The 23,089-nt window shown below is 65.0% G+C and carries 24 protein-coding genes and 1 tRNA gene; 11 read left to right on the top strand and 14 right to left on the bottom strand.

Going from position 1 to position 23,089, the window contains the following annotated elements; genetic code table 11:
• The first annotated feature begins 120 nt into the window (after positions 1-120).
• Positions 121-207: transfer RNA gene (locus AAC050_RS07895), tRNA-Ser, on the top strand.
• Between the two features lie 655 nt (positions 208-862).
• Here the strand turns inward: AAC050_RS07895 and AAC050_RS07890 are convergent.
• Complete coding sequence (locus tag AAC050_RS07890) at positions 863-1,768, bottom strand: DUF3313 family protein (RefSeq protein ID WP_339914522.1); 906 nt, start codon at positions 1,766-1,768, stop codon at positions 863-865.
• 144 nt (positions 1,769-1,912) lie between these two features.
• Between AAC050_RS07890 and AAC050_RS07885 the strand changes: the two genes are divergently transcribed.
• The 4 genes from AAC050_RS07885 (at position 1,913) to AAC050_RS07870 (ending at position 4,792) form a co-directional block, all read left to right on the top strand.
• Positions 1,913-2,815 carry a mechanosensitive ion channel domain-containing protein gene (locus AAC050_RS07885; RefSeq protein ID WP_339914521.1) on the top strand — a complete coding sequence of 301 codons (903 nt, stop codon included), beginning with the start codon at positions 1,913-1,915 and terminating at the stop codon, positions 2,813-2,815.
• 106 nt (positions 2,816-2,921) lie between these two features.
• Positions 2,922-3,560: a DUF2231 domain-containing protein gene (locus AAC050_RS07880; RefSeq protein WP_339914520.1), complete on the top strand. Its 639-nt coding sequence runs from the start codon at positions 2,922-2,924 to the stop codon at positions 3,558-3,560.
• 75 nt (positions 3,561-3,635) lie between these two features.
• On the top strand, positions 3,636-4,130 hold the full coding sequence (locus tag AAC050_RS07875) for a nuclear transport factor 2 family protein (RefSeq protein WP_339914519.1): 495 nt from the start codon (positions 3,636-3,638) through the stop codon (positions 4,128-4,130).
• A gap of 119 nt (positions 4,131-4,249) precedes the next feature.
• On the top strand, positions 4,250-4,792 hold the full coding sequence (locus AAC050_RS07870) for a DsrE family protein (protein ID WP_339914518.1): 543 nt from the start codon (positions 4,250-4,252) through the stop codon (positions 4,790-4,792).
• Positions 4,793-4,886: 94 nt separating this feature from the next.
• Here the strand turns inward: AAC050_RS07870 and AAC050_RS07865 are convergent, their stop codons facing one another.
• Positions 4,887-5,519: a class I SAM-dependent methyltransferase gene (locus AAC050_RS07865; protein ID WP_339914517.1), complete on the bottom strand. Its 633-nt coding sequence runs from the start codon at positions 5,517-5,519 to the stop codon at positions 4,887-4,889.
• A 154-nt stretch (positions 5,520-5,673) separates the two neighbouring features.
• On the opposite strand from AAC050_RS07865, the gene AAC050_RS07860 reads away from it, so the two are divergent.
• Complete coding sequence (locus AAC050_RS07860; RefSeq protein ID WP_339914516.1) at positions 5,674-6,372, top strand: hypothetical protein; 699 nt, start codon at positions 5,674-5,676, stop codon at positions 6,370-6,372.
• On the opposite strand, the gene AAC050_RS07855 is transcribed toward AAC050_RS07860, so the two are convergent.
• The 11 genes from AAC050_RS07855 to tpiA all read right to left on the bottom strand — a co-directional run bounded on the left by AAC050_RS07855 (position 6,354) and on the right by tpiA (position 16,590).
• Positions 6,354-6,962 (bottom strand): hypothetical protein, encoded by a 609-nt coding sequence (locus AAC050_RS07855; RefSeq protein ID WP_339914515.1) that lies wholly within the window; start codon positions 6,960-6,962, stop codon positions 6,354-6,356. The two genes, AAC050_RS07860 and AAC050_RS07855, sit on opposite strands and share 19 nt — an antisense overlap.
• On the bottom strand, positions 6,959-7,303 hold the full coding sequence (locus AAC050_RS07850; RefSeq protein ID WP_339914514.1) for an autorepressor SdpR family transcription factor: 345 nt from the start codon (positions 7,301-7,303) through the stop codon (positions 6,959-6,961). Before AAC050_RS07850 ends, AAC050_RS07855 begins: the two co-directional genes overlap by 4 nt.
• Before the next feature lie 34 nt (positions 7,304-7,337).
• Entirely contained in the window at positions 7,338-8,333 is a 996-nt protein-coding gene (locus tag AAC050_RS07845) for a rhodanese-related sulfurtransferase (protein WP_339914513.1), read from the bottom strand.
• The gene (locus AAC050_RS07840; RefSeq protein ID WP_339914512.1) at positions 8,330-9,061 is read right to left on the bottom strand and encodes a proteasome-type protease; all 732 of its coding nucleotides are present in this window, start codon (positions 9,059-9,061) and stop codon (positions 8,330-8,332) included. Before AAC050_RS07840 ends, AAC050_RS07845 begins: the two co-directional genes overlap by 4 nt.
• Positions 9,062-9,098: 37 nt before the next feature.
• Positions 9,099-9,899, bottom strand: a complete 801-nt coding sequence (locus AAC050_RS07835; protein WP_339914571.1) for a transglutaminase family protein — start codon at positions 9,897-9,899, stop codon at positions 9,099-9,101.
• A gap of 4 nt (positions 9,900-9,903) precedes the next feature.
• Positions 9,904-10,845, bottom strand: coding sequence for an alpha-E domain-containing protein (locus tag AAC050_RS07830; RefSeq protein ID WP_339914511.1), 942 nt, complete (start codon positions 10,843-10,845; stop codon positions 9,904-9,906).
• Between the two features lie 22 nt (positions 10,846-10,867).
• A complete protein-coding gene (locus tag AAC050_RS07825) occupies positions 10,868-12,280 on the bottom strand; it encodes a circularly permuted type 2 ATP-grasp protein (protein WP_339914510.1) in 1,413 nt (470 codons plus the stop codon).
• Positions 12,281-12,612: 332 nt separating this feature from the next.
• Entirely contained in the window at positions 12,613-13,074 is a 462-nt protein-coding gene (locus tag AAC050_RS07820) for a host attachment protein (protein ID WP_339914509.1), read from the bottom strand.
• 465 nt (positions 13,075-13,539) lie between these two features.
• Positions 13,540-15,192, bottom strand: a complete 1,653-nt coding sequence (locus AAC050_RS07815; RefSeq protein ID WP_339914508.1) for a CTP synthase — start codon at positions 15,190-15,192, stop codon at positions 13,540-13,542.
• A 150-nt stretch (positions 15,193-15,342) separates the two neighbouring features.
• The gene (gene secG, locus AAC050_RS07810) at positions 15,343-15,744 is read right to left on the bottom strand and encodes a preprotein translocase subunit SecG (protein WP_339914507.1); all 402 of its coding nucleotides are present in this window, start codon (positions 15,742-15,744) and stop codon (positions 15,343-15,345) included.
• A gap of 96 nt (positions 15,745-15,840) precedes the next feature.
• Entirely contained in the window at positions 15,841-16,590 is a 750-nt protein-coding gene (gene tpiA, locus AAC050_RS07805) for a triose-phosphate isomerase (protein WP_339914506.1), read from the bottom strand.
• Between the two features lie 129 nt (positions 16,591-16,719).
• On the opposite strand from tpiA, the gene AAC050_RS07800 reads away from it, so the two are divergent.
• Positions 16,720-18,639 (top strand): peptidyl-prolyl cis-trans isomerase, encoded by a 1,920-nt coding sequence (locus AAC050_RS07800; protein WP_339914505.1) that lies wholly within the window; start codon positions 16,720-16,722, stop codon positions 18,637-18,639.
• Entirely contained in the window at positions 18,636-20,150 is a 1,515-nt protein-coding gene (gene trpE, locus AAC050_RS07795) for an anthranilate synthase component I (protein ID WP_339914504.1), read from the top strand. Before AAC050_RS07800 ends, trpE begins: the two co-directional genes overlap by 4 nt.
• 30 nt (positions 20,151-20,180) lie before the next feature.
• Here the strand turns inward: trpE and AAC050_RS07790 are convergent, their stop codons facing one another.
• Positions 20,181-20,369 carry a peptidoglycan-binding protein gene (locus tag AAC050_RS07790; protein ID WP_339914503.1) on the bottom strand — a complete coding sequence of 63 codons (189 nt, stop codon included), beginning with the start codon at positions 20,367-20,369 and terminating at the stop codon, positions 20,181-20,183.
• Positions 20,370-20,588: 219 nt separating this feature from the next.
• On the opposite strand from AAC050_RS07790, the gene AAC050_RS07785 reads away from it, so the two are divergent.
• Genes AAC050_RS07785 through trpC form a run of 3 tightly spaced genes read left to right on the top strand, consistent with a single transcriptional unit; the run spans position 20,589 to position 23,006 of the window.
• A complete protein-coding gene (locus AAC050_RS07785) occupies positions 20,589-21,179 on the top strand; it encodes an aminodeoxychorismate/anthranilate synthase component II (RefSeq protein WP_339914502.1) in 591 nt (196 codons plus the stop codon).
• Positions 21,180-21,183: 4 nt separating this feature from the next.
• A complete protein-coding gene (gene trpD, locus AAC050_RS07780; RefSeq protein WP_339914501.1) occupies positions 21,184-22,221 on the top strand; it encodes an anthranilate phosphoribosyltransferase in 1,038 nt (345 codons plus the stop codon).
• The gene (gene trpC, locus AAC050_RS07775; protein WP_339914500.1) at positions 22,218-23,006 is read left to right on the top strand and encodes an indole-3-glycerol phosphate synthase TrpC; all 789 of its coding nucleotides are present in this window, start codon (positions 22,218-22,220) and stop codon (positions 23,004-23,006) included. Before trpD ends, trpC begins: the two co-directional genes overlap by 4 nt.
• Positions 23,007-23,089 lie beyond the last annotated feature (83 nt).

Raw genomic sequence — 23,089 nt, 5'->3', positions numbered from 1 at the left:
TCCATCGAATCCGGCCTTCGGGACCCGTCGATAATGCGGCAAGACATTTCCGCTTTGGTTAATCAGCCGTTTGTTTGCTATGCCCCCTCGCCCGCCCCGGATTTGCGAATCCGGTCCGCAGGACAGGTGGCCGAGTGGTTTAAGGCAGCGGTCTTGAAAACCGCCGTAGGTGTGAGCCTACCGTGGGTTCGAATCCCACCCTGTCCGCGGCCGGCTCTCGAGCTACCAGGCCCTGCAGGCCCGACAGGGACGAAAAGACGATACCCTCAAACGGATTTTCGTCGGATCGGCGGGTGAACGCCCCCGTCTCCCTGCTGACAAATCGCCCTCTTCCATCCTTTCCCGCGCTGCCAACCGACTGACTCCCCTCACCTTCCAGAAAAAACACCGGCAAAAACCCGCCCGGGTCCAGCGCCGTGCCAGACTGTTTGGGTCCCGTCGCACCGGGAGGCTCGCTCGGCCGGCGATCCGAAGCGGCGGCGGGAGCGGAAGGGAGCGGGCCGCGACCGGGATCCTCGGAGACCGGGACGCGGGCTGACGGGGCTGCAACGTCCAGTCGGCCAGGGGCGGTGATCGAGTATCCGTCCGGACCAGCAGGCCGTCGTCGCGGCCGCTGCCCGTCGTGTGCAGAAGGGGAACTCGTTAAGAGCGAGGCGTAGCCCCGGGCATGTGGAAGCCCCCTCCGCGCGGAGCGCCAGTCTTCGTCGAAACGGTATTCAACTTCCTGCATCCGGGCGAAGACCCGGACGCTCCGCCCAGCCTCCCATCCCCCTGCGTCCCACCGGCGCGGGATGTATCATCGTGCCGGGTCGGGGGAGCCTTCGCATCGGGTTACACCGCCATAGCGGTCCCTGGGGCCCCTCTACTGCGTCTCATCGGGTGTCTTCCCACCCGACAGTTCCGGCACATAGAGTCCGGTCGCAAAGCCGGCGACCAGTCCGGCGGGACTGAACCGCGGACCGAAGGCCTCGCAGGGGTCCGGTTGGGCGATGGATCGGGGTTTGCGGTCAGGCGGTGAGAAGGCATCGCCGACAGCGTCCCCGAAAGGCTCGGCGAACTGCAGCGCATCGCCGACCCGGGACAGGGACGGGGCGTCCATGCCAACCACGGTGGCGTTACGGGCCCAGAGGATTGCCGCGACCTGGGACGCATCCGGTCCCAGCAGCTCAGCCTCGGCGGCCAAGCCTCCGGTAGCCCCCGGCACCCTGACGCCGACAGGACCGGGAATGAAGAAATTGGCCGTCGCCGCCGCCACCGAACCGGCCTGCCCCGTGGCACCGATCCGCACCACGGCCGCCCGGATCGTCGCGGCATCGGCAGCCGGGGCAGCGATGACAGTGAAACGTTCACTGACCTCATAACAGACCTGACGGTCGACCTCGCGCAGCACACGGGCGCGATCAACCTCGGCGAGCCCCGCGCCGGCACCATCGATCAGCACGCTCGGGGCGATAAAGACCCGCTCGATCCGGGCGGCACCGTCGTCGTCCCGCCGTTGCAGCACCGAGGCGCGCAGGCTCTGCCCCGGCACCGCCAGCCCCGCATAGGACTGGAGAAACCCGGACTGTGCCTCGGGGGCGGTCTGACAGGCACCGAGCGCAATCAGACCGGTCGCGGCCAGCAGGGAGAAGGTGCGCGTCATCAGGGTTATGGCTCCGTCGGGTCGGGGGGCAGCGTGGCAGACTCCACCGAAATTGCCATTTTGCGCCTCTCCCGCCCCGATGACGACCCCGCGCATCGCCGCAGCTTGCGCGATTGTGCCGGCCACGATCAGAGCCAGACCCAAAGGGGGCCACCATCCACCTCCCGATCGTCTGCCGCCTCACGCACGATTCCGGATGCGCTTTTGAGCCAGTCTGCTTAGGTACCGGCGAAACCCATCGCGGGATGGGTCCGCTGGATCGGGCTGGACATGACTGAACTGAACGGCTTGCTGACCGGACTGACCTCGAACCCGATCGTCGGCAGGGTCGGGGTGGTCGTCATCACCATCATCGCGGTGCTGATCGGCATTCGCATGCTCCAGACCGTGGTGTCCCGCTCGGTGAAGGAGATGAGCGCCCGTTACCGGATCCGCAAATTCATCGGCTTTCTGGGCTACATCGTCCTCGTTCTGATCCTGCTGGCCATGTTCAGCGAACGCCTCGGCCAGCTCACCGTCGTCTTCGGTGTCGCGGGGGCCGGTATCGCCTTCGCGCTGCAGGAGGTCATCGCCAGCGTCGCGGGCTGGATCGCCATCTCGCTCGGCGGCTTCTACCGACCGGGCGAACGGGTCCAGGTCGGCGGCATCAAGGGCGACGTCATCGACATCGGTGTATTGCGGACCACGCTGATGGAGATCGGCGACTGGGTCGGCGGCGACATCTACAATGGCCGCATCGTGCGGGTGGCCAACAGCTTCGTCTTCAAGGAGCCGGTCTACAACTATTCCGGCGAATTCCCCTTCCTGTGGGACGAGATCAAGGTTCCGGTCCGCAGCGGCTCTGACTGGCGACTGGCCCAGCAGGTCATTGAAAAGGCCGTCGCAGACAACGTCGCGGAATTCCAGGACCTCGCCAGCAAGCAGTGGGACGTACTGGTCCGGAAATTCCTGATCGAGGAGGCCCGCGTGACCCCGATGGTCACCCTGGCCGTGACCGACAACTGGATCGAATTCACTGCCCGCTATGTCGTCGACTACCGGCGTCGGCGGGCGACCAAGGACGCGATTTCCCGGGCGCTGCTGATCGGGTTCGAACAGCACCGGGACAAGCTGGAGTTCGGCAGCACGACGATCGAGATCACGGCCATGCCGGCGTCCGGGGCAAAGGGATGACACGCGCTGCCGCACCGAAGACCGGGGGATGACCCCCTCGGGACGAGGGGATCATGCCGCGCGCGCGTAGCACTGGGTAACAGGCATTCATCCGGAGGGGAAAACCATGATGTGGCGTTGGATCGCGATCACGCTGGCAATCGGCACCATTCTGACGTCAGTCCCGGCGCTGGCGCACGAAGATCATGACAAGGTCCAAGCCCGTCCGGCGGCGGCGGCGGTCCATCCGGGCACCCCTGGCCTGATCACGGATATGACGGCGGAAATGGACCATGGCGACATGGAGATGGCCGCGCCCAAACCCATGCCCCAGCGTCTGTACAGCTGGCTCGGACGCTGGCACCCGGCAGTTGTCCACTTTCCCATCGCCCTGTTTCTGGTCACCGGCATCCTCGAGGCCGTCGCCCTGCTGGGGCGTCGCGCCTGGCTGACGGACGGCACCCGGGTGCTGATCGGTCTGGCGGCCGTGTCGGCGCTGGTCGCGGCCGGTCTCGGCTGGCTGGCGATGGGCCTGCCCGGCCCGACCGCGGATCTGACCCACACCCTGCACCGCTGGATCGGCACCGCCATCGCCCTGCTCGGCCTCGCCACCTGGTGGGCCAAGGAACGCTCGTTCCGGCCGGGGGCCGGTCAGGCTGCACGACGACTGTACGCCGCCCTTCTGGCGACCATCGTCACCGCCGTGCTGGTCAACGCCTATCTTGGGGGCATGTTGACACATGGGGCCAATCATCTCCGTTTCTAGGCATCCCACACTTCCCGACATCCCGGCGTCCGCCGCGCGGCCTCACCCCGTTCACAACCTCGCTGGAGAGTCCCCATGATGACCCGAACCCTCATGATGGCCGTGATCGCCCTCGGCCTTCCCGTCGGCTCCGCCTCGGCCTTCAGTGAAGCCCCCCAGGCGATCGCCCCCGCTCCGCAGGCGGACGTGACGGCGGTGCTCCGGGGCTACCGGGCGGCGATCGAAGCGCTGGACGGCGACGCCGGTGCCGCCTTCTTCTGGCCGGACGGCCGGGTCTACGAACAGGGTGGCGTCGAGGGGACCTACGGCGACTATCTGGCGCACCATCTCGGCCCGGAGCTCAAGGTATTTTCGGCCTTCAGCTTCAACGACTACGCCAGTCAGGTCACGGTGGCCGGCGACGTCGCCTATGCGACCGAGACCTATGTCTACCGGATCGCCTTCAAGGACGCGGCTCGCCCTGATGTCGAGCGCCGTGGCGTCGCGACAAGCGTGCTGGAACGTCGGGGTGGTGTGTGGCGGATCGTCAGCTACCATTCCTCCGCGCGGGCACCGCGACCCGCCGCCTAGGTAGGTGTTTTCGAACACGCGCCTGTCGACTGTCAGGTCGGCGCTCATCCCCCGTCCGCGGCGCGGCCTCGTCGCGGCGCGACCGGTCTGCTAACAATGGCGGGAAAGCCGAGGACCCCATGCTGAAAATCGTTGCCGTCGCCGTCGCCCTTTTCCTCATTCCGTTGCAGGCGGTCGCCGAACCGCGCGCCGGTTTCCACGCGGGGCCGGTGTTCACGACCTTCGGCGACATCGCCACGGTCCAGAGCGACCTGCCCATTCCCGAGGGTACGGTCTTCCGGGTAGTGTTCGACGTGACCGACAAGGCCACGCCCGGTCAGTTGAACCGGACATTCGACTCGGCCGCCCGCTTCATCAACATGCATGTCGAGGCCGGGGTCCCGATCGCCGACATCCATGTCGCGGTCGTCGTCCACGGCGGTGCGTCCGTCGACGTGTTGGCGCAGACGGCCTATGCCGCCCGCAACGACGGGGCCATCAACGGCAGCGCCGCGGCGATCGCGGAGCTGACGGCCCACGGCGTCGACATCTGGCTGTGCGGCCAGTCCGCCGCGGCTCACGAAATAACGAAGCCCGACCTGTTGCCGGGGATCGGCATGTCCCTGTCGGCCATGACGGCCTTCGCCCTGCTGCAACAGCAGGGCTACACGCTGAATCCCTAGACCATTTTTGTTTCAGGTCGAATCGACCTGAATCCAAAAAATGGTCCAGATTCAAACTAGAGCGAAATCTGAGCCGAGTTGGACTGCGTCCAACTCAACCGATTTCGCTCCAGGGTCGGACCCGGGCGACCAGATCGATCAGGGCCGAACGGCCCGCATGGCCGGGCCCCTCGTGGATCTCGGCGTCATAGGCCTCGAGGCTGATGACGTCGCAATCGGCAAAGGCCTCGCGCAAGAGGTCTTCGGTGTAGAAATTATCCGTCTCGGCGGGCCCGCCGGTGCCGTAGGTCAGCTGTTCGGGCCGATAGCCTTCGAGCAACAAAAGCCCCCCGGGCTTCAGGGCCGCCTTCATCCGGGCGAACAGCCGGTCGCGCTGGGCCGGCGGCGCGAACTGGATGAAAATCGCCACCACCACGTCAAAGGTCGCCACCGGCCAGTCCCATGCGTCCAGATCGACCGTCAGCGTCTCGAGGGTCACGTCCCGCCGGGCCGCCAGGGCCCGGGCCTTCTCCACCGCCCGCGGGGACAGATCGGTGGTCACCACATCGAGCCCCCGTCCGGCCAGCCACACCCCGTTGCGCCCCTCGCCGTCGGCCACCACCAGCACCCGCGCCCCGGGCCGCAACCGGTCCGCCTGCCGCTCCAGAAAGACATTGGGGGTCTCGCCGAAATGATAGGCCTCACCGGCATAGCGGCCGTCCCAGAATTCGCGCGCAGTGTCAGTCATCGATTGTCTCCGGTCGGTCAGGATGGGGCCGACACCGGTTTCCCATTTGCAACCCCGTTGGGCAAATCCTGCATCCGCGCCTTGCGGAAAGCATCCGGTCAGGTTCAACAGGGCGCAACGCCCTGATGCGCAAGCGCGCCCCCGGAGTCCCCGATTGCCCCGCCTGATCGAAGAACTCGACTATCGCCTCACGCCGATGGGGCCGATCGCCCTGCGACGGCGCTGGGTCTCGGCCCTCGACCTCGATGTGATCGAGGTCATTCTCGGCGACGAACATCTGATGTCGAGCCTGTTCACCGTCGGCGAGACCGAGCTGTCAAACCTCGGTCTGGCGCGTCATCCGGGGGCCGGACTGAAGGTGCTCGTTGGCGGTCTTGGGCTCGGCTATACGGCGCAGGCCGCGCTGGCCGAGCCGAGGGTCGGGTCGGTCGAGGTGGTCGACACCATCGAGGCGGTGATCGACTGGCATCGAACCGGTCTGGTGCCACTGGGCGAAAGCCTCGGCAGCAACCCGCGCTGCACCCTGACCCACGCGGACTTCTTCGGTCTGTTCGACGGGGACGGTCAGGATGGGACGGTCTGGGACGTGATCCTGCTCGATATCGACCACTCCCCTTCCCGGCTGCTGAACCCGGCGCATGCCCGGCTCTACACGCTGGACGGCTTGACCCGGTTGCGGGCCCGGCTGGCCCCGGACGGGGTGTTCGCCATGTGGTCCGACGATGCGCCGGATCCCGGCTTCATGACCCTGCTGGAGGCGGTGTTTCCCAACCCGAAGGCCGAAGTGGTCACCTTCCCCAACCCCCTGACCGGCGCGGAGTCGACCTGCACCATCTATGTGACGGGCGGCTGAGCCGATCCGCGCCTTGAGACCAGAAACCCGGCACCCCGGGCGATAATCAGTCCCAGGGCCAGGGCCGTCGCCGCCGTCGCCACCCCGCCGGCCAGCGGCACGGGCAGAACGAACCAGGCCGCGACATAGACGAGTCCGGCGATGACCAGGGCCCAGCCGGCAAAGCGCTTCATCGACTCGCTGCGCTCCGACGGACAGCTTCCTTCGCCCCGGCGTCCGAGGACCTTCGGCATGACATTGCCGATCAGGATCAACACCAGCCCGATACCGATGCCGAGCCCTCGCTGGACAATCGGACCGTCCGCGATCCCGAGGGTCTCTGCCAGCGACACGGACAAGGATCCCGCCAGCATCAGGCCACCGACCATGACTGACATCCGGAAGTAGCGACGTTCGGAATCGGTGTATCTGGAAAATGACCGCCCTCGCTCCATCAGGAAAACGGCGATCCAGATCGCAGCCATCCCGCCCATCGCCGCGATCCAGGCCCCGGCCTTGTCCGCTTCCAGCACCCAGTTGGTGATCCCCAGCCCCCAGACCAGAGCGGCAACCAGGGCGATCTGCCCGTGAATCCGTTGTGACAGGGTCATGATTGGGTGTCCTTTTCCTGAGTCTCTCCGGCACTGGCGGACTCGCCACCCATGCCAAAGGTTTTGGCGAAACCGAACAGCGCATCTTCCAGCACCGACAGCTTCAAACGATAGATGACCTGTTTGCCGTCCTTCTCCGCCTCGACCAGACCGGCCTCTTTCAGCACGGAAAAATGGGCGGACATGGTCGGCTTGGCGAAAGCGAATTCATCGGCCAGTTCCCCCGCCGACATCGGCCGCTGACGCAGCAATTCCAGCACACGACGGCGGGTCGGATCGGCCAGGGCTTTAAAGACCTTGTTCATGCACAGACGTTTAGCTAAATGACAAAACGTTGTCAAGCACACAGTCACAGGCAGGCCTGTCCAGACGTAGTCAGTTCCGGTCTGTGCCGTCGCCAGCCGGTCCGTCGCCGTTCAGCCTGGCCCCGACGTGCTCAATGCCCAGACGGGCCGCGATCTCCATCTGCCGCTGGCGTTCGGCGTAGCCCTCGCGCTGGGCCTCGGTACGGCTGTCGTGGCAGCGCTCACAGCAGACCCCCTCAACATAGCGGTCGGATGCGCGCTCCCGGGGCCCCAGCGGCATACGGCAGCCCCGGCACAGCGTGTGGCTGCCCGGGCTCAGCCCGTGACCGATGGCGACCCGTTCGTCGAACACAAAACATTCGCCCTGCCACAGGCTTTCGGTCTCGACCGTCGTCTCAAGGTAGCGCAGGATCCCGCCCTCGAGATGGTGCACGTTCTGGACGCCCTCGGCCCTGAGGAAGGCCGTCGCCTTCTCGCAACGGATGCCGCCGGTGCAGTACATCGCCACCTTCGGCGGCACAGGACGGTCCAGCAGGGCCCGCCCTTCCCGCTCGAACCAGTCAGGAAAGTCACGGAAGCTGCGGGTATTGGGCTGGATCGCCCCGGCAAAGGCCCCGATCGCGCCCTCATAATCGTTGCGCGTGTCGATCACCACCGTGTCGGGATCGGCGATCAGGGCGTTCCAGTCGGCCGGTGAGACATAGGTGCCGGCATTGCACACCGGGTCCAGATCGGTGCGCCCCATAGTCACGATCTCGGGCTTGATCCGGACCTTGAGCCGATGAAACGGCATGGTCGCGGCCGTCGACTCCTTGACCTCCAGGTCGGCGAAACCCGGCACGGCGCGAATACCTTCGAGCACGCGCTCAACCGCTTCGACCGATCCCGCGATGGTCCCGTTGAGTCCTTCATGTGCGACCAGAAGCGTGCCGCGCACGGCAGGCGACGCCAGCGTCTCAAGCCGGTCGCGAACGACGACGCAATCCTTGATCGGCGCAAATCGGTACAGGGCCACGACCCGGACCGACGATACCGCCGCCGCACCTTGCGATACGGCGGACCTCAAAAGACCGGATCGGGAAGCGAGTTGAACGCGCCCCGCAGGGCATCGGCCCAGTCCACGGTCATGGTCTGGAAATAGGGATCATCGGCCTCGATCCTGCGCTCCAGCTTCGGTGCGAACTCATCCGTCTCGTAGATCTGCAGATCCAGCGGCAACCCGACGGACAGATTGGCCTTCAGGGTCGAGTCAAAGGACAGCATCAGCAGCTTGGCAGCCTTCTCGAAATCCATGTCCGGATCATAGGCCCGAACCAGAATGGGCCGACCGTACTTCGCCTCGCCGATCTGAAAAAATGGCGTGTCCTCAGAGGCCTCGACGAAATTTCCCTCTGGATAGATCATGAACAGCCGGGGTGGCATGCCCTTGATCTGACCGCCCAGGATCAGGGTCGCGCCGAATTGTGTGTCGGCGTTCTGACCGCTGCCACGGTTCTGTTGAATGGTTTCGCGCAAGGTCTCGCCGACGATCTGGGCCGCCTGAAACATGGTCGGGGCCTCCAGCAGGGAGGGATTGCGCTCGGCCGGCACCTTGGTCCGTTCGTCCAGCGTGCTGACCAGGGCCTGGGTGGTCGCAAGATTCCCGGCAGTCATCAGGGTGATCAGACGCTCGCCGGGCCGGTGCCAGCTAACCATCTTCCGGAATGTCGAAATATTATCGACCCCGGCATTGGTTCGGGTGTCCGACATGAACACCAGCCCCTTGTTCAGGCGCAGTCCGACGCAATAGGTCATCCGGGTCTCTTTGAAATTAATTCTGACGCCGGAATCGCTACTGTTGAACCTGCAACTGCACGACCATCGACTCTTTTTGTCCGCCGAAGATGATACCAGAGATCGGCGCGGCTTCGCCATAGTCGAGTCCGGTCGCCACCCTGACATAACGTTCGTCGGGTGAGACCCCGCTGGAAATATCGAAGCCGACCCAGCCCAGTCCATCCACGTGCGCTTCGGCCCAGGCATGGCCGGCCTCCTGTTCGACCCGACCGTCGATCACCAGATAGCCGCTGACATAGCGGGCCGGATATCCCAGAAGACGCGCCGCACTGATGAAGATGTGGGCGTGGTCCTGACAAACGCCGCGACCGGAGGTCAGGGCCTGTTCCGCGGTTGTCGAAAAATCTGTCTCACCCACCTGATAGGGGACGGTCTCTAGAATTTGCGCCGACAGCGCGTGCAGCCGGGCGGCATCACTCTCGAACCCTGACGGCAGCGCCCGAACCAGCCCGCGAACCTGCGGTCCGGGCTTGGTGCTTGGCGTGCTCCGGCTGAAATACCAGAGGGGCGTGAACCCCGAGTGACGACCGATAACCCCCACTGTATCGGCCGTATCGACCTCCCCCTCAGACAGGATCGTCACCGAACGACTGCCCGGAGAGACAGCCAGCAATTCGACCTGGTTGTTGTTGTGGTCGCTGAACGCAAGCTCCTTGTGGCCGCCCTCGATCTCGGTGCGCCATTCAATGATCGATTGCCCGGCCGACGATTTCGGGGTCATGCGCAATTGCTGCAGCCCGTACGGCACCGGCGCGTCATAGCGGTATTCAGTCTGGTGGCGAATTTTCACGCGCATGATGTCATCCGGAAAAGCGGTAATCCCGCTCGATCTGATGACCGAGCGCCGTATTGCTTGCGATGAACGCCGACAGAAACTGGTGAAGGCCGGTGTCAAAAATGGACTCGACGGTATTTTCGGCCAGGCTATTGCCCACATTTTTGGCCAGATCGTGAGACGCAAGCCGGTTCCCGTAGGTAGCAGCGAGACAATCCAGATTCTCGCAAATCTGTCCCGCGCAATAGGCCAGCGAGCGCGGCAATCTTTGATCGAGAATGACCAGATTGGCGATCTGCCGCGGGTTGGCGTTGCCGTCGCTCAGCCAGCGATAGGCGCGCTGGGCCGAAACCGAGCGCAGGATGGTTTCCCATTGCACATTGTCGAGTGACGAACCGACGAACGAGACTGATGGCAGCAGGACATAGTATTTGACGTCAAGGATCCGCGCGGTGTTGTCGGCACGCTCAACGAACGTCCCGAGGTGCGCAAAATTGTAGACGTCGTTCCGCAACATCGTACCCGTGAGCGCCCCGCGGACCAGCGCGTTCTGGCGACGGATGTCGGCCAGAACATCGGGCAGGTCATTTTCCGATACCGGCCGTTTGAGGATGGCCTTGATGCTCATCCAGCCTTCGTTGGTCGCCTCCCAGACCTCGCGGGTCAGGGCCGTTCGGACCAGACGGGCATTGCTGCGAGCAGAGTCGATGACCGACATGACGCTGGACGAGTTCGCGGGATCGCGCAGCAGAAAGTCGATGACGCTCTTCGCCCCGTACGTATCGTATCGTTGGAGATAGGCGTCGCGGACTCCGGCCGTCGCAATGACCGACGCCCACTCAGCCTCTGCCGCGACCGAGCGGGTCAGGGCGATACGGAATCCCGCATCGACCAGCCGGGCGGTATTCTCGCTGCGCTCCAGATAGCGAAACATCCAGAACAGGCCGCCTGCGGTCTTGCCTAGCATTGGGTGCCCCCGTCAGTTCGGTTCATTCCTGAAGCACCCAGGTATCCTTGGTCCCGCCGCCCTGACTGGAATTGACGACCAGAGACCCGGCCTTCATCGCCACGCGGGTCAAACCGCCGGGGGTGATGTCGATCCGGTTCGGCGACACAAGTACGAAAGGGCGCAGGTCGACGTGGCGCGGAGCCAGCCCCGACCGCGTGATCACCGGCACTGTCGACAGGGCCAACGTCGGCTGGGCTATATAGTTGGACGGCCTGGCCTTCAGCTTGGCCGCAAAGTCAGCGCACTCGCGCTTGCTCGCGGCGGGGCCAACCAGCATCCCGTAGCCTCCCGATCCGTGGACTTCCTTGACCACCAGTTCCGGCAGATGCTCCAGCACATAGGCCAAGGCGTCCGGCTCGGAACATCGCCAGGTCGGCACATTCTTCAGAATGGCCTTTTCGCCCGTATAAAACTCGATGATTTCCGGCATGTAGCTGTAGATCGCCTTGTCGTCGGCGATCCCGGTTCCGGGGGCGTTGGCCAGGGTGATCTTGCCGGCGCGGTAAGCGTCGAGGATTCCCGGAACGCCCAGCATCGAGTCGGGATTGAAGTTCAACGGGTCCAGATAATCGTCGTCAATTCGCCGGTAGAGCACATCGATCGGCGTGTAGCCCTCGGTCGTCCGCATCGCCACCCGACCGTCCACCAGCCGCAGGTCCGCCCCCTCCACCAACTCGACCCCCATCTGGTCGGCCAGAAAGGAATGCTCAAAATAGGCCGAGTTATGGATGCCCGGCGTCAGCACGGCGATGACTGGCTTCCCGGCACAGCCTTCAGGCGCGCAGGCAGCGAGCGATCGTCGCAGCATCTTGGGGTAGTCGGCGACTTCGCGGACCGAAACCCGGGAGAACAGCTCCGGGAACATCTGCAACATGGTCTCGCGATTTTCGAGCATGTACGACACACCCGACGGCGTACGCGCGTTGTCCTCAAGCACGAAGAACTCGTCCTCACCCGTGCGGACGATGTCGACCCCGACGATGTGGGTATAGATGCCTCCCGGTGGCGACATCCCGATCATCTGGGGCACGAAGGCGTCGTTCTGCGCGATCAGCTCGACCGGAACCCGACCGGCCCGGAGAATTTCCTGCCGGTGATAGATGTCGTGCAGAAAAGCATTGATGGCCCGAACGCGTTGCTCAATGCCCTTTGTCAGTCGGGACCACTCCCGGGCAGAGATAATTCTCGGCACAATATCGAACGGTAACAGCCGCTCGTTGGCTTCTTGTTGACCGTACACATTGAAAGTAATGCCAGTACGCCGAAAAAACACTTCGGCATCTTTGGACTTGCGTTGAAGAACGGATCTATCCTGCCGATCGAACCACTCACAATATTCAGAGTACGGTTCACGCGCCCGATCACCGACGCCGTTCATTTCATCAAAAAACACTCAAACATCCCTCATGGCTTAATCATGACATGAACAATTGATTTTTTCAACACAAATATAGCTATTTAGTTTTTCGACGATCTATAAAATCCATTTTAATTATTTCCAACAAGTAACAATGTAATCGTTACATATAATTTACACCGCCGCGTAGAAAGTGGTGCCAGATGTATGCCATTTTACTTACAGTTCTTGCCTCATAACAGCTCAGAGGCAACAAAACTTGTTCGCAAGTTACATAATGCGGACAACTTTATTCTCCGCTGAAATTTCAGGCCCGCCATGCGGCGAGCAATTCCCGGCCGCGCTGCAACTATTTTTCAGGGCGACATTCAGTCCGTCGACGCTCGATGGTATCTGGCCTCATCCAGCCACACACCCAGATCCTGGTCGACCACCTTGGTCAGATCCTTGTTCACCGTCCCGCACACAGTCATCTGCGAGGCCAGCCGGTCCCGCAGTACGCCCATGAGCGCAGGGGGGGCCGCCAGATAGGCTTCGTCCAAACCCTCGCGCCTCGCCAAGGCAGCGGCGCGGTCGGCCACACCGGCAACGAAGGTTTCCTTGGCCAGTCGGGCAGAGTCGTCCGTGCCGATGCCGTGCCGCAAGCGGCCAACGCTTTCAAAGACCCGACCTGACGGATTGGCCTGACGCCTGACCTTCAGCTCGCGCAAGGTGTCTGCATTGTCGATTTCCTCGACAGTCACATAACCACTGCCCCCGGTCTTGCGTCGGATCAGCCGTGCACGGCCACCGTCGCTGACTACGAACAAAACTTTTCTTGGTCTGGTCACCTGGCGTCTCCTCGAACGGTCTCACGGCCCCCGATGAACGGATGGCTGCGGATCCCATTTCCTCCCGAGGCTCGAAGCACGATAGGCGGCCTTCATCATTTCCGCACGACACAAAGCCGCTACCTACTGAGCGCTGGCAGCGATACCTACCTATGCCAGTCCCGGTTCTGAACGACCTTGACCCGGATCAATTTCCAGGATCGGCCGGCGCTGCGAATAGGCGCTCGGCAACAGCAAAAATACACGCGAGTTCGCCGGTAATAAGCTGAATTTATAACGCCTTATGTCGACTCGTCTTGTGCCGAAACATTGACGAACGAGAGGGCTGTAGGGTCCGGTTTCTGAGTTGTCTACGTTGCCTGATCCGGAGCTATCACTGGATCGACAGCCACAGTGCGACCAGCCTGATGACCTGCGTCCGCCTTCGGCGACAAACAGGCCGGAAGCCCGGCCCGATCAGCCTGATCAGACCAGCCGACTCTGCACCTTCGCGGCCCCGATGAACCCGGCGAACAGCGGATGTGGTGCGAAGGGGCGGCTCTTCAGTTCCGGATGATACTGGACGCCGATGAACCAGGGATGGTCCTCACGCTCGACCGTTTCGGGCAGGACCCCGTCCGGTGAAAGGCCGGAAAATCTCAACCCGCCCCGGATCTCGATCAGTTCGCGATAGTTGATGTTGACCTCATAGCGATGGCGATGCCGCTCGCTGATTGTCGTCGTGCCGTAGATTTCGGCGATCTTGGAATTTTCGTCCAGCACCGAGTCATAAGCCCCCAGACGCATCGTGCCGCCGAGGTCCCCGCCCTGCTGGCGCTGGACCCGCTGGTTGCCCTGGGTCCATTCGGTCATCAGGCCCACGATCGGTTCCGCAGTGGGACCAAATTCGGTCGAGGACGCCTGGGGCAGGCCGGCCAGGTTCCGGGCCGCCTCAATCACCGCCATCTGCATGCCGAAACAGATGCCGAAATAGGGAATCTTGCGTTCGCGGGCGAAGCGGGCCGCCTCGATCTTGCCCTCGGCCCCGCGCTCACCAAAGCCGCCCGGCACCAGGACGGCGTGAGCCCCCTGCAGGCGCGCCTCACAGGCTTCCGGATCGCCCTCGAACGTGTCCGCCTCGACCCAGTCGATGTTGACCTTGACGTTATTGGCCACGCCACCGTGCTGCAGGGCCTCGATCAGGGATTTGTAGGCGTCCTTGAGCACGGTGTATTTGCCGACCACGGCCACAGTGACCTCACCGTCCGGATGCAGGCGGCGACGCGCGATCTCCTCCCACATCGCCAAATCGGGCGCGGGGGCGTCGGTCAGTCCGAAATGGGCCAGCACCTCGGCGTCCAGCCCCTCGCGATGGTAATCCAGCGGCACGGCGTAGATGTCGCTCGAATCCATCGCCTGGATGACGCTGCTTTCGCGCACATTACAGAACAGGCCGATCTTGCGCTTCTCCTCGGCCGGGATCGGCTGTTCACAACGGCACAGCAGGATATCCGGCTGGATACCGATCGAACGCAGCTCCTTGACCGAATGCTGGGTCGGTTTGGTCTTCATCTCACCGGCGGTCTTGATGAAGGGCAGCAGGGTCAGGTGGACAAAGCACGACTCGCCGCGCGGCAGGTCCTGCCCCAGCTGCCGGATAGCCTCAAAGAAGGGCAACCCCTCGATGTCGCCGACCGTGCCGCCGATCTCGACCAGCACGAAGTCGACATCTTCGCCGGCGTCGGTCAGGGCCGTCGTCCGGACGAAGCGTTTGATCTCGTCGGTGACGTGCGGAATGACCTGGACCGTCGCGCCCAGATAGTCGCCGCGCCGTTCCTTCTCAAGGATGGTCGAATAGATCCGTCCGGTGGTGATATTGTCGGACTTGGCCGCCGAGACGCCGGTGAACCGCTCATAGTGACCCAGGTCGAGGTCGGTCTCGGCCCCGTCGTCCGTCACGAACACCTCGCCGTGCTGATAGGGGCTCATCGTGCCCGGATCGACGTTCAGATAGGGGTCGAGCTTGCGCAGGCGCACCTTGTAGCCGCGCGCCTGGAGCAGCGCACCGAGAGCAGCGGAGGCGAGGCCTTTTCCCAGTGAGGAAACCACGCCGCCAGTGATGAACACATAACGAGCCATGGGAGCTTACCTTATCGCCGATTCGGACGAACGGGACGGGTCGCGTGCGACCTGTCTGTTAAAAATGAAACGAGCGCACTTTCGTGCGCTCGCATCGTGGAGACTTTGAGGGCGGGAGCGGGAGGCGGGAAAGACCGCCCGTCCCATATCCTATCGGGCCGGAGTGCCGGCCGCCGACGGTAGGCTGGCTTCCAGGTCATCCAGCGACGGAGCCGCCGGCTGGGCCGGGGTCGCCGGTGCCGGCGCAGCCGGAGCCTGGGTTTGCGTATCGCCTCCGACAGCGATCGCCCCAACGGCCGCGGCGTCGATGACCGATTCATTGGCCCGCGACATGTTTCCTGTGACGGTCAGGCCGAGCGCGCAGAGGAAGAACAGGATGGCCAGGATCGAGGTCGCCTTGGTCAGAAGATTGCCGGCTCCGCGAGCCGTCATGAAGCCCGAAGGCCCGCCGCCCATGCCCAGGGCACCGCCCTCAGACTGCTGCAGCAGGATCACCCCCGAGAGGGAGATCGAGATCAGGATCATGGCAACGAGGAGGATGGTCTGGAGCATGGTGTCAATCATGTGGGCGCGCAGCTGCGCCGATCAAGCGGCGGCGTCTAACATTGATGTGTCCGGGGAGCAAACCTTCGGTTGGAGATGACCGGGTCAGGTGCCCCGAATTATGCCGAGAAAATCCTCCGCCTTCAGGGAGGCCCCGCCGACGAGCGCCCCGCCGACCTCCGGCACAGCCAGGATTTCAGCCGCGTTCCCCGGCTTGACCGAGCCACCGTACAGGATCGGGGCCGCGGCTCCGCCGGCACCCAGACGCTTGAGCATGGCGGCGCGAACGGCGCGATGCATCGCCTCGATCTCTTCCAGGGTCGGTGTCCGTCCGGTGCCGATGGCCCAGATCGGTTCATAGGCCACGGCAAAGGGTTGGCCCGTCAGGCTCACCGGCAGGGAGCCGGCGATCTGCCGACTAACCACATCAATCGCCTCGCCGGCATCACGCTGTTCCAGGGTTTCACCGACACAGATGATCGGTTCCAGGCCCGCCGCCAGGGCGGTCTCCACCTTGGCGGCGACTCCGGCGTCGGTTTCGGCAAAACTGGCCCGACTTTCGGAATGACCCAATATGACCAGCCTGGCACCGGCGTCGGCCAGCATCTCGGCCGAGACAGAGCCGGTGAAGGCCCCCGATGGTTCGTCATGACAATCCTGACCGCCCGTTTCGACGGCACCGCCGCCCAGCAGACGCGCCATCCGCTCGATCAGGGTCGCCGGCGGGCACAGAACCACCCGACAGGCCGCCGGGTCGGCCTCGAGCGCGTCCTTAAGAACCTCGGCCTCGGCCAGACTGGCCCCGAGTCCGTTCATTTTCCAGTTGCCGACGATCAGCTTCACGGATTGTTTCATAGGCCCTGTTTAGGCAGCCGCGACGTCCAAGCCAAGCCGTCGTCACACACCGGCCGCTTGCCGGACAGGCCAGACGGGCCCTATACGCCACAGGAGCCCCTCCCGACGTCGGCCCGACAGGTACTTTCGATGATCTCCGTGTTCCGCAATTTCGCCAAGTCCAAATGGGCCATCGCCCTGCTGGTCCTGCTTGCTCTCGGCCTGCTTGTGACCGGCGGGTCCCAGATCGATGTGTTCGCCAACCTGGGGCCCAGGCATGTGATCTCTGCGGGCGACCGCAGCGTCGACCAGCAGAAATTCCGCGCCGATTTCGATCGTGTCCGCAACAATTTGCAGGAACAGACCGGGCGGCCCGTGTCGATCGAAGACATGATCAACGAAAATATTCACCTGCGCTATCTCGACAGCCAGTCCAAGCGGCTGGGCTTCGTGGCCTGGGCCTGGAAGGCCGGCGTGCGTCCGGGCAAGGAGCTGATCCTGAAGCAAATCCGTCAGGCTCCCATCTTCTTCAACCAGGTCACGGGTCAATTTGACGAAACCGCCTACCGTTCGGCCCTGGCGGCCCAGAACATGACACCTCACCAGCTCGAGCAGGAATTCCGCGACGAATACGCAACCAACCATTTCGGAGCCGCGGTATTCGCCGGAGCCCGCCTGCCCCGTATTTACGGTGCCCTGTTGGCCAGCCAGGCGCTGGAAACCCGCGACGGTCGTCAATTCATCGTCACCCAGGCCATGGCCGGCTCGGCCGCCAAGCCCACCGATGCCCAGCTGACGGCCTTCATGAACGAGAATGCCGACCGTCTGCGTCAGCCGGAATATCGCATGGTCGCCCTCTTCCTCTTCAATGGTCCGGCCGCCAACCCGCCCGCCATCACCGAAGCCCGCATCCTCGAACGCTTCGAGTTCCGCAAGGACGCCCTGTCCGAGCCCGAGACCCGTACCTTCGTTACCCTGACCGCCCCGACCCGCGCTGCAGCCGACCGCGTTGCCGCGGCCCTGCGCGCCGGACAAACGGCTGCGGAAGCCGGAGCCGCAAACGGAGCCCAGCTCGCGCCCTACACGGATACCCCGCGCTCGGCGATCGGCGACCCTGCCGTCGCGGCGGCCGTATTCGGTCTGACGGCCAACGCCGTTTCCGATCCGGTCCAGGCCCGGGTCGGCTTTACCGTGGTCACCGTCACCGCGATCAAACCCGGCCGCGCGGCGACGCTCAACGGCGTACGTGACGCCATCGTCGCCGAGCTCCGCGAGGAAGACACCAAGAGCGCCGTCTATGATCGTGTCGAACGCTATGAAAAGGCCCGCAGTGCCGGCAAGACCCTCGAGGCCGCGGCCGAAGAAGTGAGGGCCCGCATGGTCCAACTGCCGCCCTTCACCCAGGACGGCAAATTGCCGGATGGTCAGCCGCTGAACGCCCCGCCGCAGATCTTCACCGCAGCCTGGACGCTGTCCAAGGGCGGCGAAAGCGACGTGATCGATGCCGGTCAGGGTCAGTATTTCGTTCTGCGTCTCGACGACATCCGCCCGGCGGCCATGCCCCCCCTGGCCGAAATCCGCGGTCCGCTGGAAACCCAGTGGATCCTGCGGGAAAACAATCGTCTGCTGGTGACCAAGGCTGAGGAACTGGCCGGACGCATTCGGGCCGGTGAGGATATCGCCGCCGTGGCCAGCGCAGCCGGGGCCTCACTGCGGACTCACGCGGGCATGAAACAGGACCGTCAGAGCCAGGAAGCCCTCGGCCAGGGCGGTATGTCCGGCCTGTTCGGTCAGGGGCGCGGTCAGGTCTACGCCCTGCCGCAGACGGAATCGACCTATGTCGTCGGCCGGGTCGACCAGATCCACGCCGCTGTCGCCGCGCTCGCAGCTCCGGTCGCCGAACAGGTCCGCCCGCGCATGACCCAGGAACTGGTCCAGGCCATGATCGAACAGGCCTTCACAGCTGCGGCGGAACGCTCGAAGGCGACCTATGACGTGGCCCAGGCCCGTCTGGCTCTGGGTCTTCCGGCCGAGCCCGCCCCCGCTGCGACCCCCGTCCCGGCGCAATGACCACCGGAACAGGCGCGGAAGGTTTCACGACCTTTGTCGCCGGGTGGGAGGCCGGGTCGCCACAGGTGGTGGTCCGTCGGCTCGTCGATGACCTCGAGACCCCGGTCTCGGCCTATCTGAAGGTCGGGCACGGCCGGCCCTATGCCTTCCTGCTCGAATCCGTCGAAGGCGGAGCCGTCAACGGCCGCTATTCGATCGTCACCCGGGATCCGGACATGGTCTGGCGCTGCCGCGACGGTCAGGCCGACAGTGCCCGTGGCGAGGCGCTCGCCAACGGCCGGTTTACCCGCGACACCCGACCGGCGCTGGACTCCCTGCGGGCCCTGATCGCCGCGTCCCGCTTCGACCTGCCCGACGACCTGCCGCCGATGGCGGCCGGCCTGTTCGGCGTGTTCGGCTATGACCTGGTGCGGTTGCTGGAACCGCTGGGTGCCGCCAATCCGGACCCTCTGAACCTGCCCGACGCCGTCCTGACCCGACCGTCCCTGGTGGCCATCTTCGACTCAGTCCGGCACGAAATCGTGCTGGTTTCGGCCGCCTATCCCGACAGCGGCCAGACGGCGCGCGAGGCGCATGATACCGCGGTCGCCCGGCTGGACGGTTTCGAGGCCGAACTGCGCGCTCCGCTGGCTGCGCGCGCGACGCCGGTCGAGGTCCCGGCACCGGACTTTCACTCCCCGGTCGACGAAAGCGCCTTCACCGGCATGGTAGCTGCGGCCAAGACCTATATCGAGGCCGGCGACATCTTCCAGGTCGTGCTCAGCCACCGCTTCTCGGCCCCATGGACCCGGGATCCGTTCGCCTTCTATCGCTCGCTGCGTCGCCAGAACCCGTCGCCCTATCTGTTCTATCTCGACTTCGTCGATTTCCAGCTGGCCGGATCGAGCCCGGAAATCCTCGTGCGGCTCAAGGACGGGGCGGTCACCATCCGCCCGCTGGCCGGCACCCGTCCGCGCGGGGCGACGCCCGAGGCGGACAAGGCGCTGGAGGCCGAACTTCTGGCCGACCCCAAGGAACGGGCCGAGCATCTGATGCTGCTGGATCTCGGCCGCAACGACGTCGGCCGGGTCTCGGTGCCCGGCACGGTCGAGGTCACCGAGAGCTTCACCGTCGAACGCTACAGCCAGGTCATGCATATCGTCTCGGACGTGCGCGGCCGGGCCGATCCGAAGCTGGACGCGGTCGACACCCTGCTGGCCGCCCTGCCCGCCGGCACCCTGTCCGGCGCGCCCAAGGTGCGGGCCATGGCCATCATCGACGAGCTGGAGAGCGAAAAGCGCGGCGTCGGCTACGGCGGCGGGGTCGGCTATATCTCGGCCGGGGGCGAGGCGGACATCTGCATCGTCCTGCGCACCGCGATGTTCACCGACGACCGGATCTTCGTCCAGGCCGGGGCCGGGGTCGTCACCGACAGCGACCCGGCCGCCGAATATGCCGAAACCCTGGCCAAGGCGCGGGCCCCGATGAACGCCGCCGCCGACGCCTGGCGCTATACCTCGGGTAATCGATAGGCCCCGTGTGGTGACGGGTCGGCGGTGGGTCTAGCGCACAGTGTCCTGCAGCATCGCCGGATCGGTGAACTGGACGCCCGGTCCCAGAACCACCACGCCGGCCATGAGCACCGCCGCCGTCGCCGCCAGCGCGGCCGCAATGAATGTGGCCCAGGGGTTGTGGGACGCCGTCGCCGGCTGCAGCAGGCCGCGCGCCTTGTTGATCTTGGAATCAGCCATGATTACCCCCGTTCCTGTGCCCTGATTGCAGCCCGGGACGGTTAACGAAGCCTTACCGGCCACCCAGACGCTTGGCGACGCGCCCCTGTAGCCCTGAAGCGAAATCGGCTGAGTTGGACGCAGTCCAACTCGGCTCAGATTTCGCTCCAGTTTGAATCTGGACCATTTTTTGGATTCAGATCGATTCGACCTGAAACAAAAATGGTCTAGAAGCGCGGGATGATCCTCGTCGTCGATAACTACGACAGCTTTACCTACAACCTCGTCCACTACCTCGCGGAACTGGGCGCGGAGACGCGCGTCGTGCGCAATGACGATCTGACCGTCGACGAGGCCTGGGCCCTGAAACCCGAGGCGGTGCTGCTGTCACCGGGCCCCTGCGCGCCGGACCAGGCCGGCATCTGCCTGTCCCTACTGACCTCGGCCCCCGACACCATGCCGATCTTCGGCGTCTGCCTCGGCCATCAGGCCATGGGTCAGGCCTTCGGAGGCGAGGTGATCCGCGCCAAAAGCCTGATGCACGGCAAGACCTCGCCGATCGAACACGCCGGACAGAGCGTGTTCCGCGGCCTGCCCTCCCCCTTCACTGCCACCCGCTATCACAGCCTCGCCGTGCGCCGGGACACCCTGCCCGACGTGCTCGAGGTCACCGCCTGGACCGCCGACGGCGAGATCATGGGCCTGGCTCACAAGACCCGGCCGATCCACGGGGTGCAGTTTCACCCGGAATCGATCGCCACCGAACACGGCCACGACCTGCTGGCCAATTTCCTCGACCTCGCCGGGGTCAAACGCCTGGCCGTGGTCTGACGCGATGGCCGACGGGTTCAAGCCGCTGCTGGCGAAACTGGTCGACGGCCAGATTCTGTCGACCGACGAGGCTCATGCCTTCTTCGCCGCCTGTCTGAGAGGCGAGCCCAGCCCGGCCCAGGTCGCCGCCGCTGTCACCGCCCTGCGCATGCGCGGCGAGACGGTGGGCGAGATCGCCGCCTTCGCCGGGGCCATGCGCGACGCGGCCCTGACGCTGGACCATCCGTATGATGTCATCGACACCTGCGGCACTGGCGGCGACGGCCAGCACACCTTCAACATTTCCACCGCCGCCGCCCTGGTTCTGGCCGGAGCCGGGCTCAAGGTGGCCAAACACGGCAACCGGGCTCTCAGCTCGAGCTCCGGGTCATCGGATGTGCTGTCTGTGCTGGGCGTCAACCTCGCCGCCACCCCGGCCCAGCAGCGTCTGTCGCTCGATGAGGCCAATATCGCCTTCCTGTTCGCCCCCGCCTACCACGGGGCCATGCGTCACGTCGGGCCGGTCCGGGCCGAGATCGGCTTCCGCACGGTTTTCAATCTTCTGGGCCCACTTTCTAATCCTGCGTCTGCAAGGCGTCAGGTCATGGGTGTCTATGATCCGCGCCTGCTTGAGCCGCTGGCCGAGGTGCTGGGTCGTCTGGGGGCCACCCGGGCCTGGACCGTGCACGGACAGGGTCTGGACGAGCTGACCACGACCGGCCCGACCGAGGTGGCCGAGTGGAAGGACGGGGCCGTGCGCCGCTTCACCGTCACGCCCGAGGATGCCGGCCTGCCCCGCGCCGACATCGCGGCCCTGCGCGGCGGTGACCCCGAAACCAACGCCACAGCCCTGCGCGCCCTGCTCGACGGACAGGCCGGGGCCTATCGCGACATCGTGCTGCTGAACGCCGCTGCCGCCCTCGTGGTCGCCGACCGCGCCGCCGATCTGGCCGACGGCGTGGGTCAGGCCGCCGCCGTCATCGACGACGGCCGCGCAGCTGCCGCCCTTGAGGCCCTGGCCCGGATCACCAACACCCCGATCGAGACCGACGAACCGGCATGACCGACGTGCTGGACCGGATCGCCGCCTACAAGCGCGACGACGTGGCCGCCCGTATGGCCGCCACGCCCCAGCCAGAGATCGAGGCCCGCGCCGCCGCCGCCTCGCCCCCACGCGGCTTCCGCGCCGCCCTGACCCGCACCGCTGCGCCCGGCCGCCCTGCCCTGATCGCCGAGATCAAGAAGGCCAGCCCCTCGAAGGGCCTGATCCGCGCCGACTTTGATCCGCCCGCCCTCGCCCGCGCCTATCAGGCCGGCGGGGCCGCCTGCCTCTCGGTGCTGACCGACGGCCCCAGCTTCCAGGGCGATGACGCCTGTCTGGTCGCCGCCCGCGCCGCCGTGACCCTGCCCTGTCTGCGCAAGGACTTCCTCGTCGATCCCTGGCAGGTGGCCGAGAGCCGCGCCTTAGGAGCCGACTGCATCCTGATCATCCTCGCCATGATCGACGACGGCCTCGCCGCCGACCTGCTGGCCGAGGCCCGCCACTTCGGCATGGACGCCCTGATCGAGACCCATGACGAAGCCGAAATGGCCCGGGCCGTCGCCTTGGGCGGCGATCTGGTCGGCATCAACAACCGCTCGCTGAGGACCTTCGAGGTCGATCTGGACACGACGGCCCGTCTGGCCACTCTCGCGCCGCCACAGGCCCTGCTGGTGGCCGAGAGCGGTATCTTCACCCCCGACGACGTCGCCCGGGTCACCGCCGACGGTGCCCGCGCCATCCTCGTCGGCGAAAGCCTGATGCGTCAAGCGAACGTGACAGCCGCGACGCGGGCGCTGCTGGCCTGACAACGGCCGCCACGACCCCGTCCCCCCGTTAAGTTGACATTAGGCAAGAACACTTACAGAACATCGGCAACGGTTCACGCCTT

It is taken from the genome of uncultured Brevundimonas sp., from assembly GCF_963974615.1.
In the GTDB taxonomy this organism is placed as follows: Bacteria; Pseudomonadota; Alphaproteobacteria; order Caulobacterales; family Caulobacteraceae; genus Brevundimonas.
This window is presented reverse-complemented; position numbering and strand designations above follow the sequence as displayed.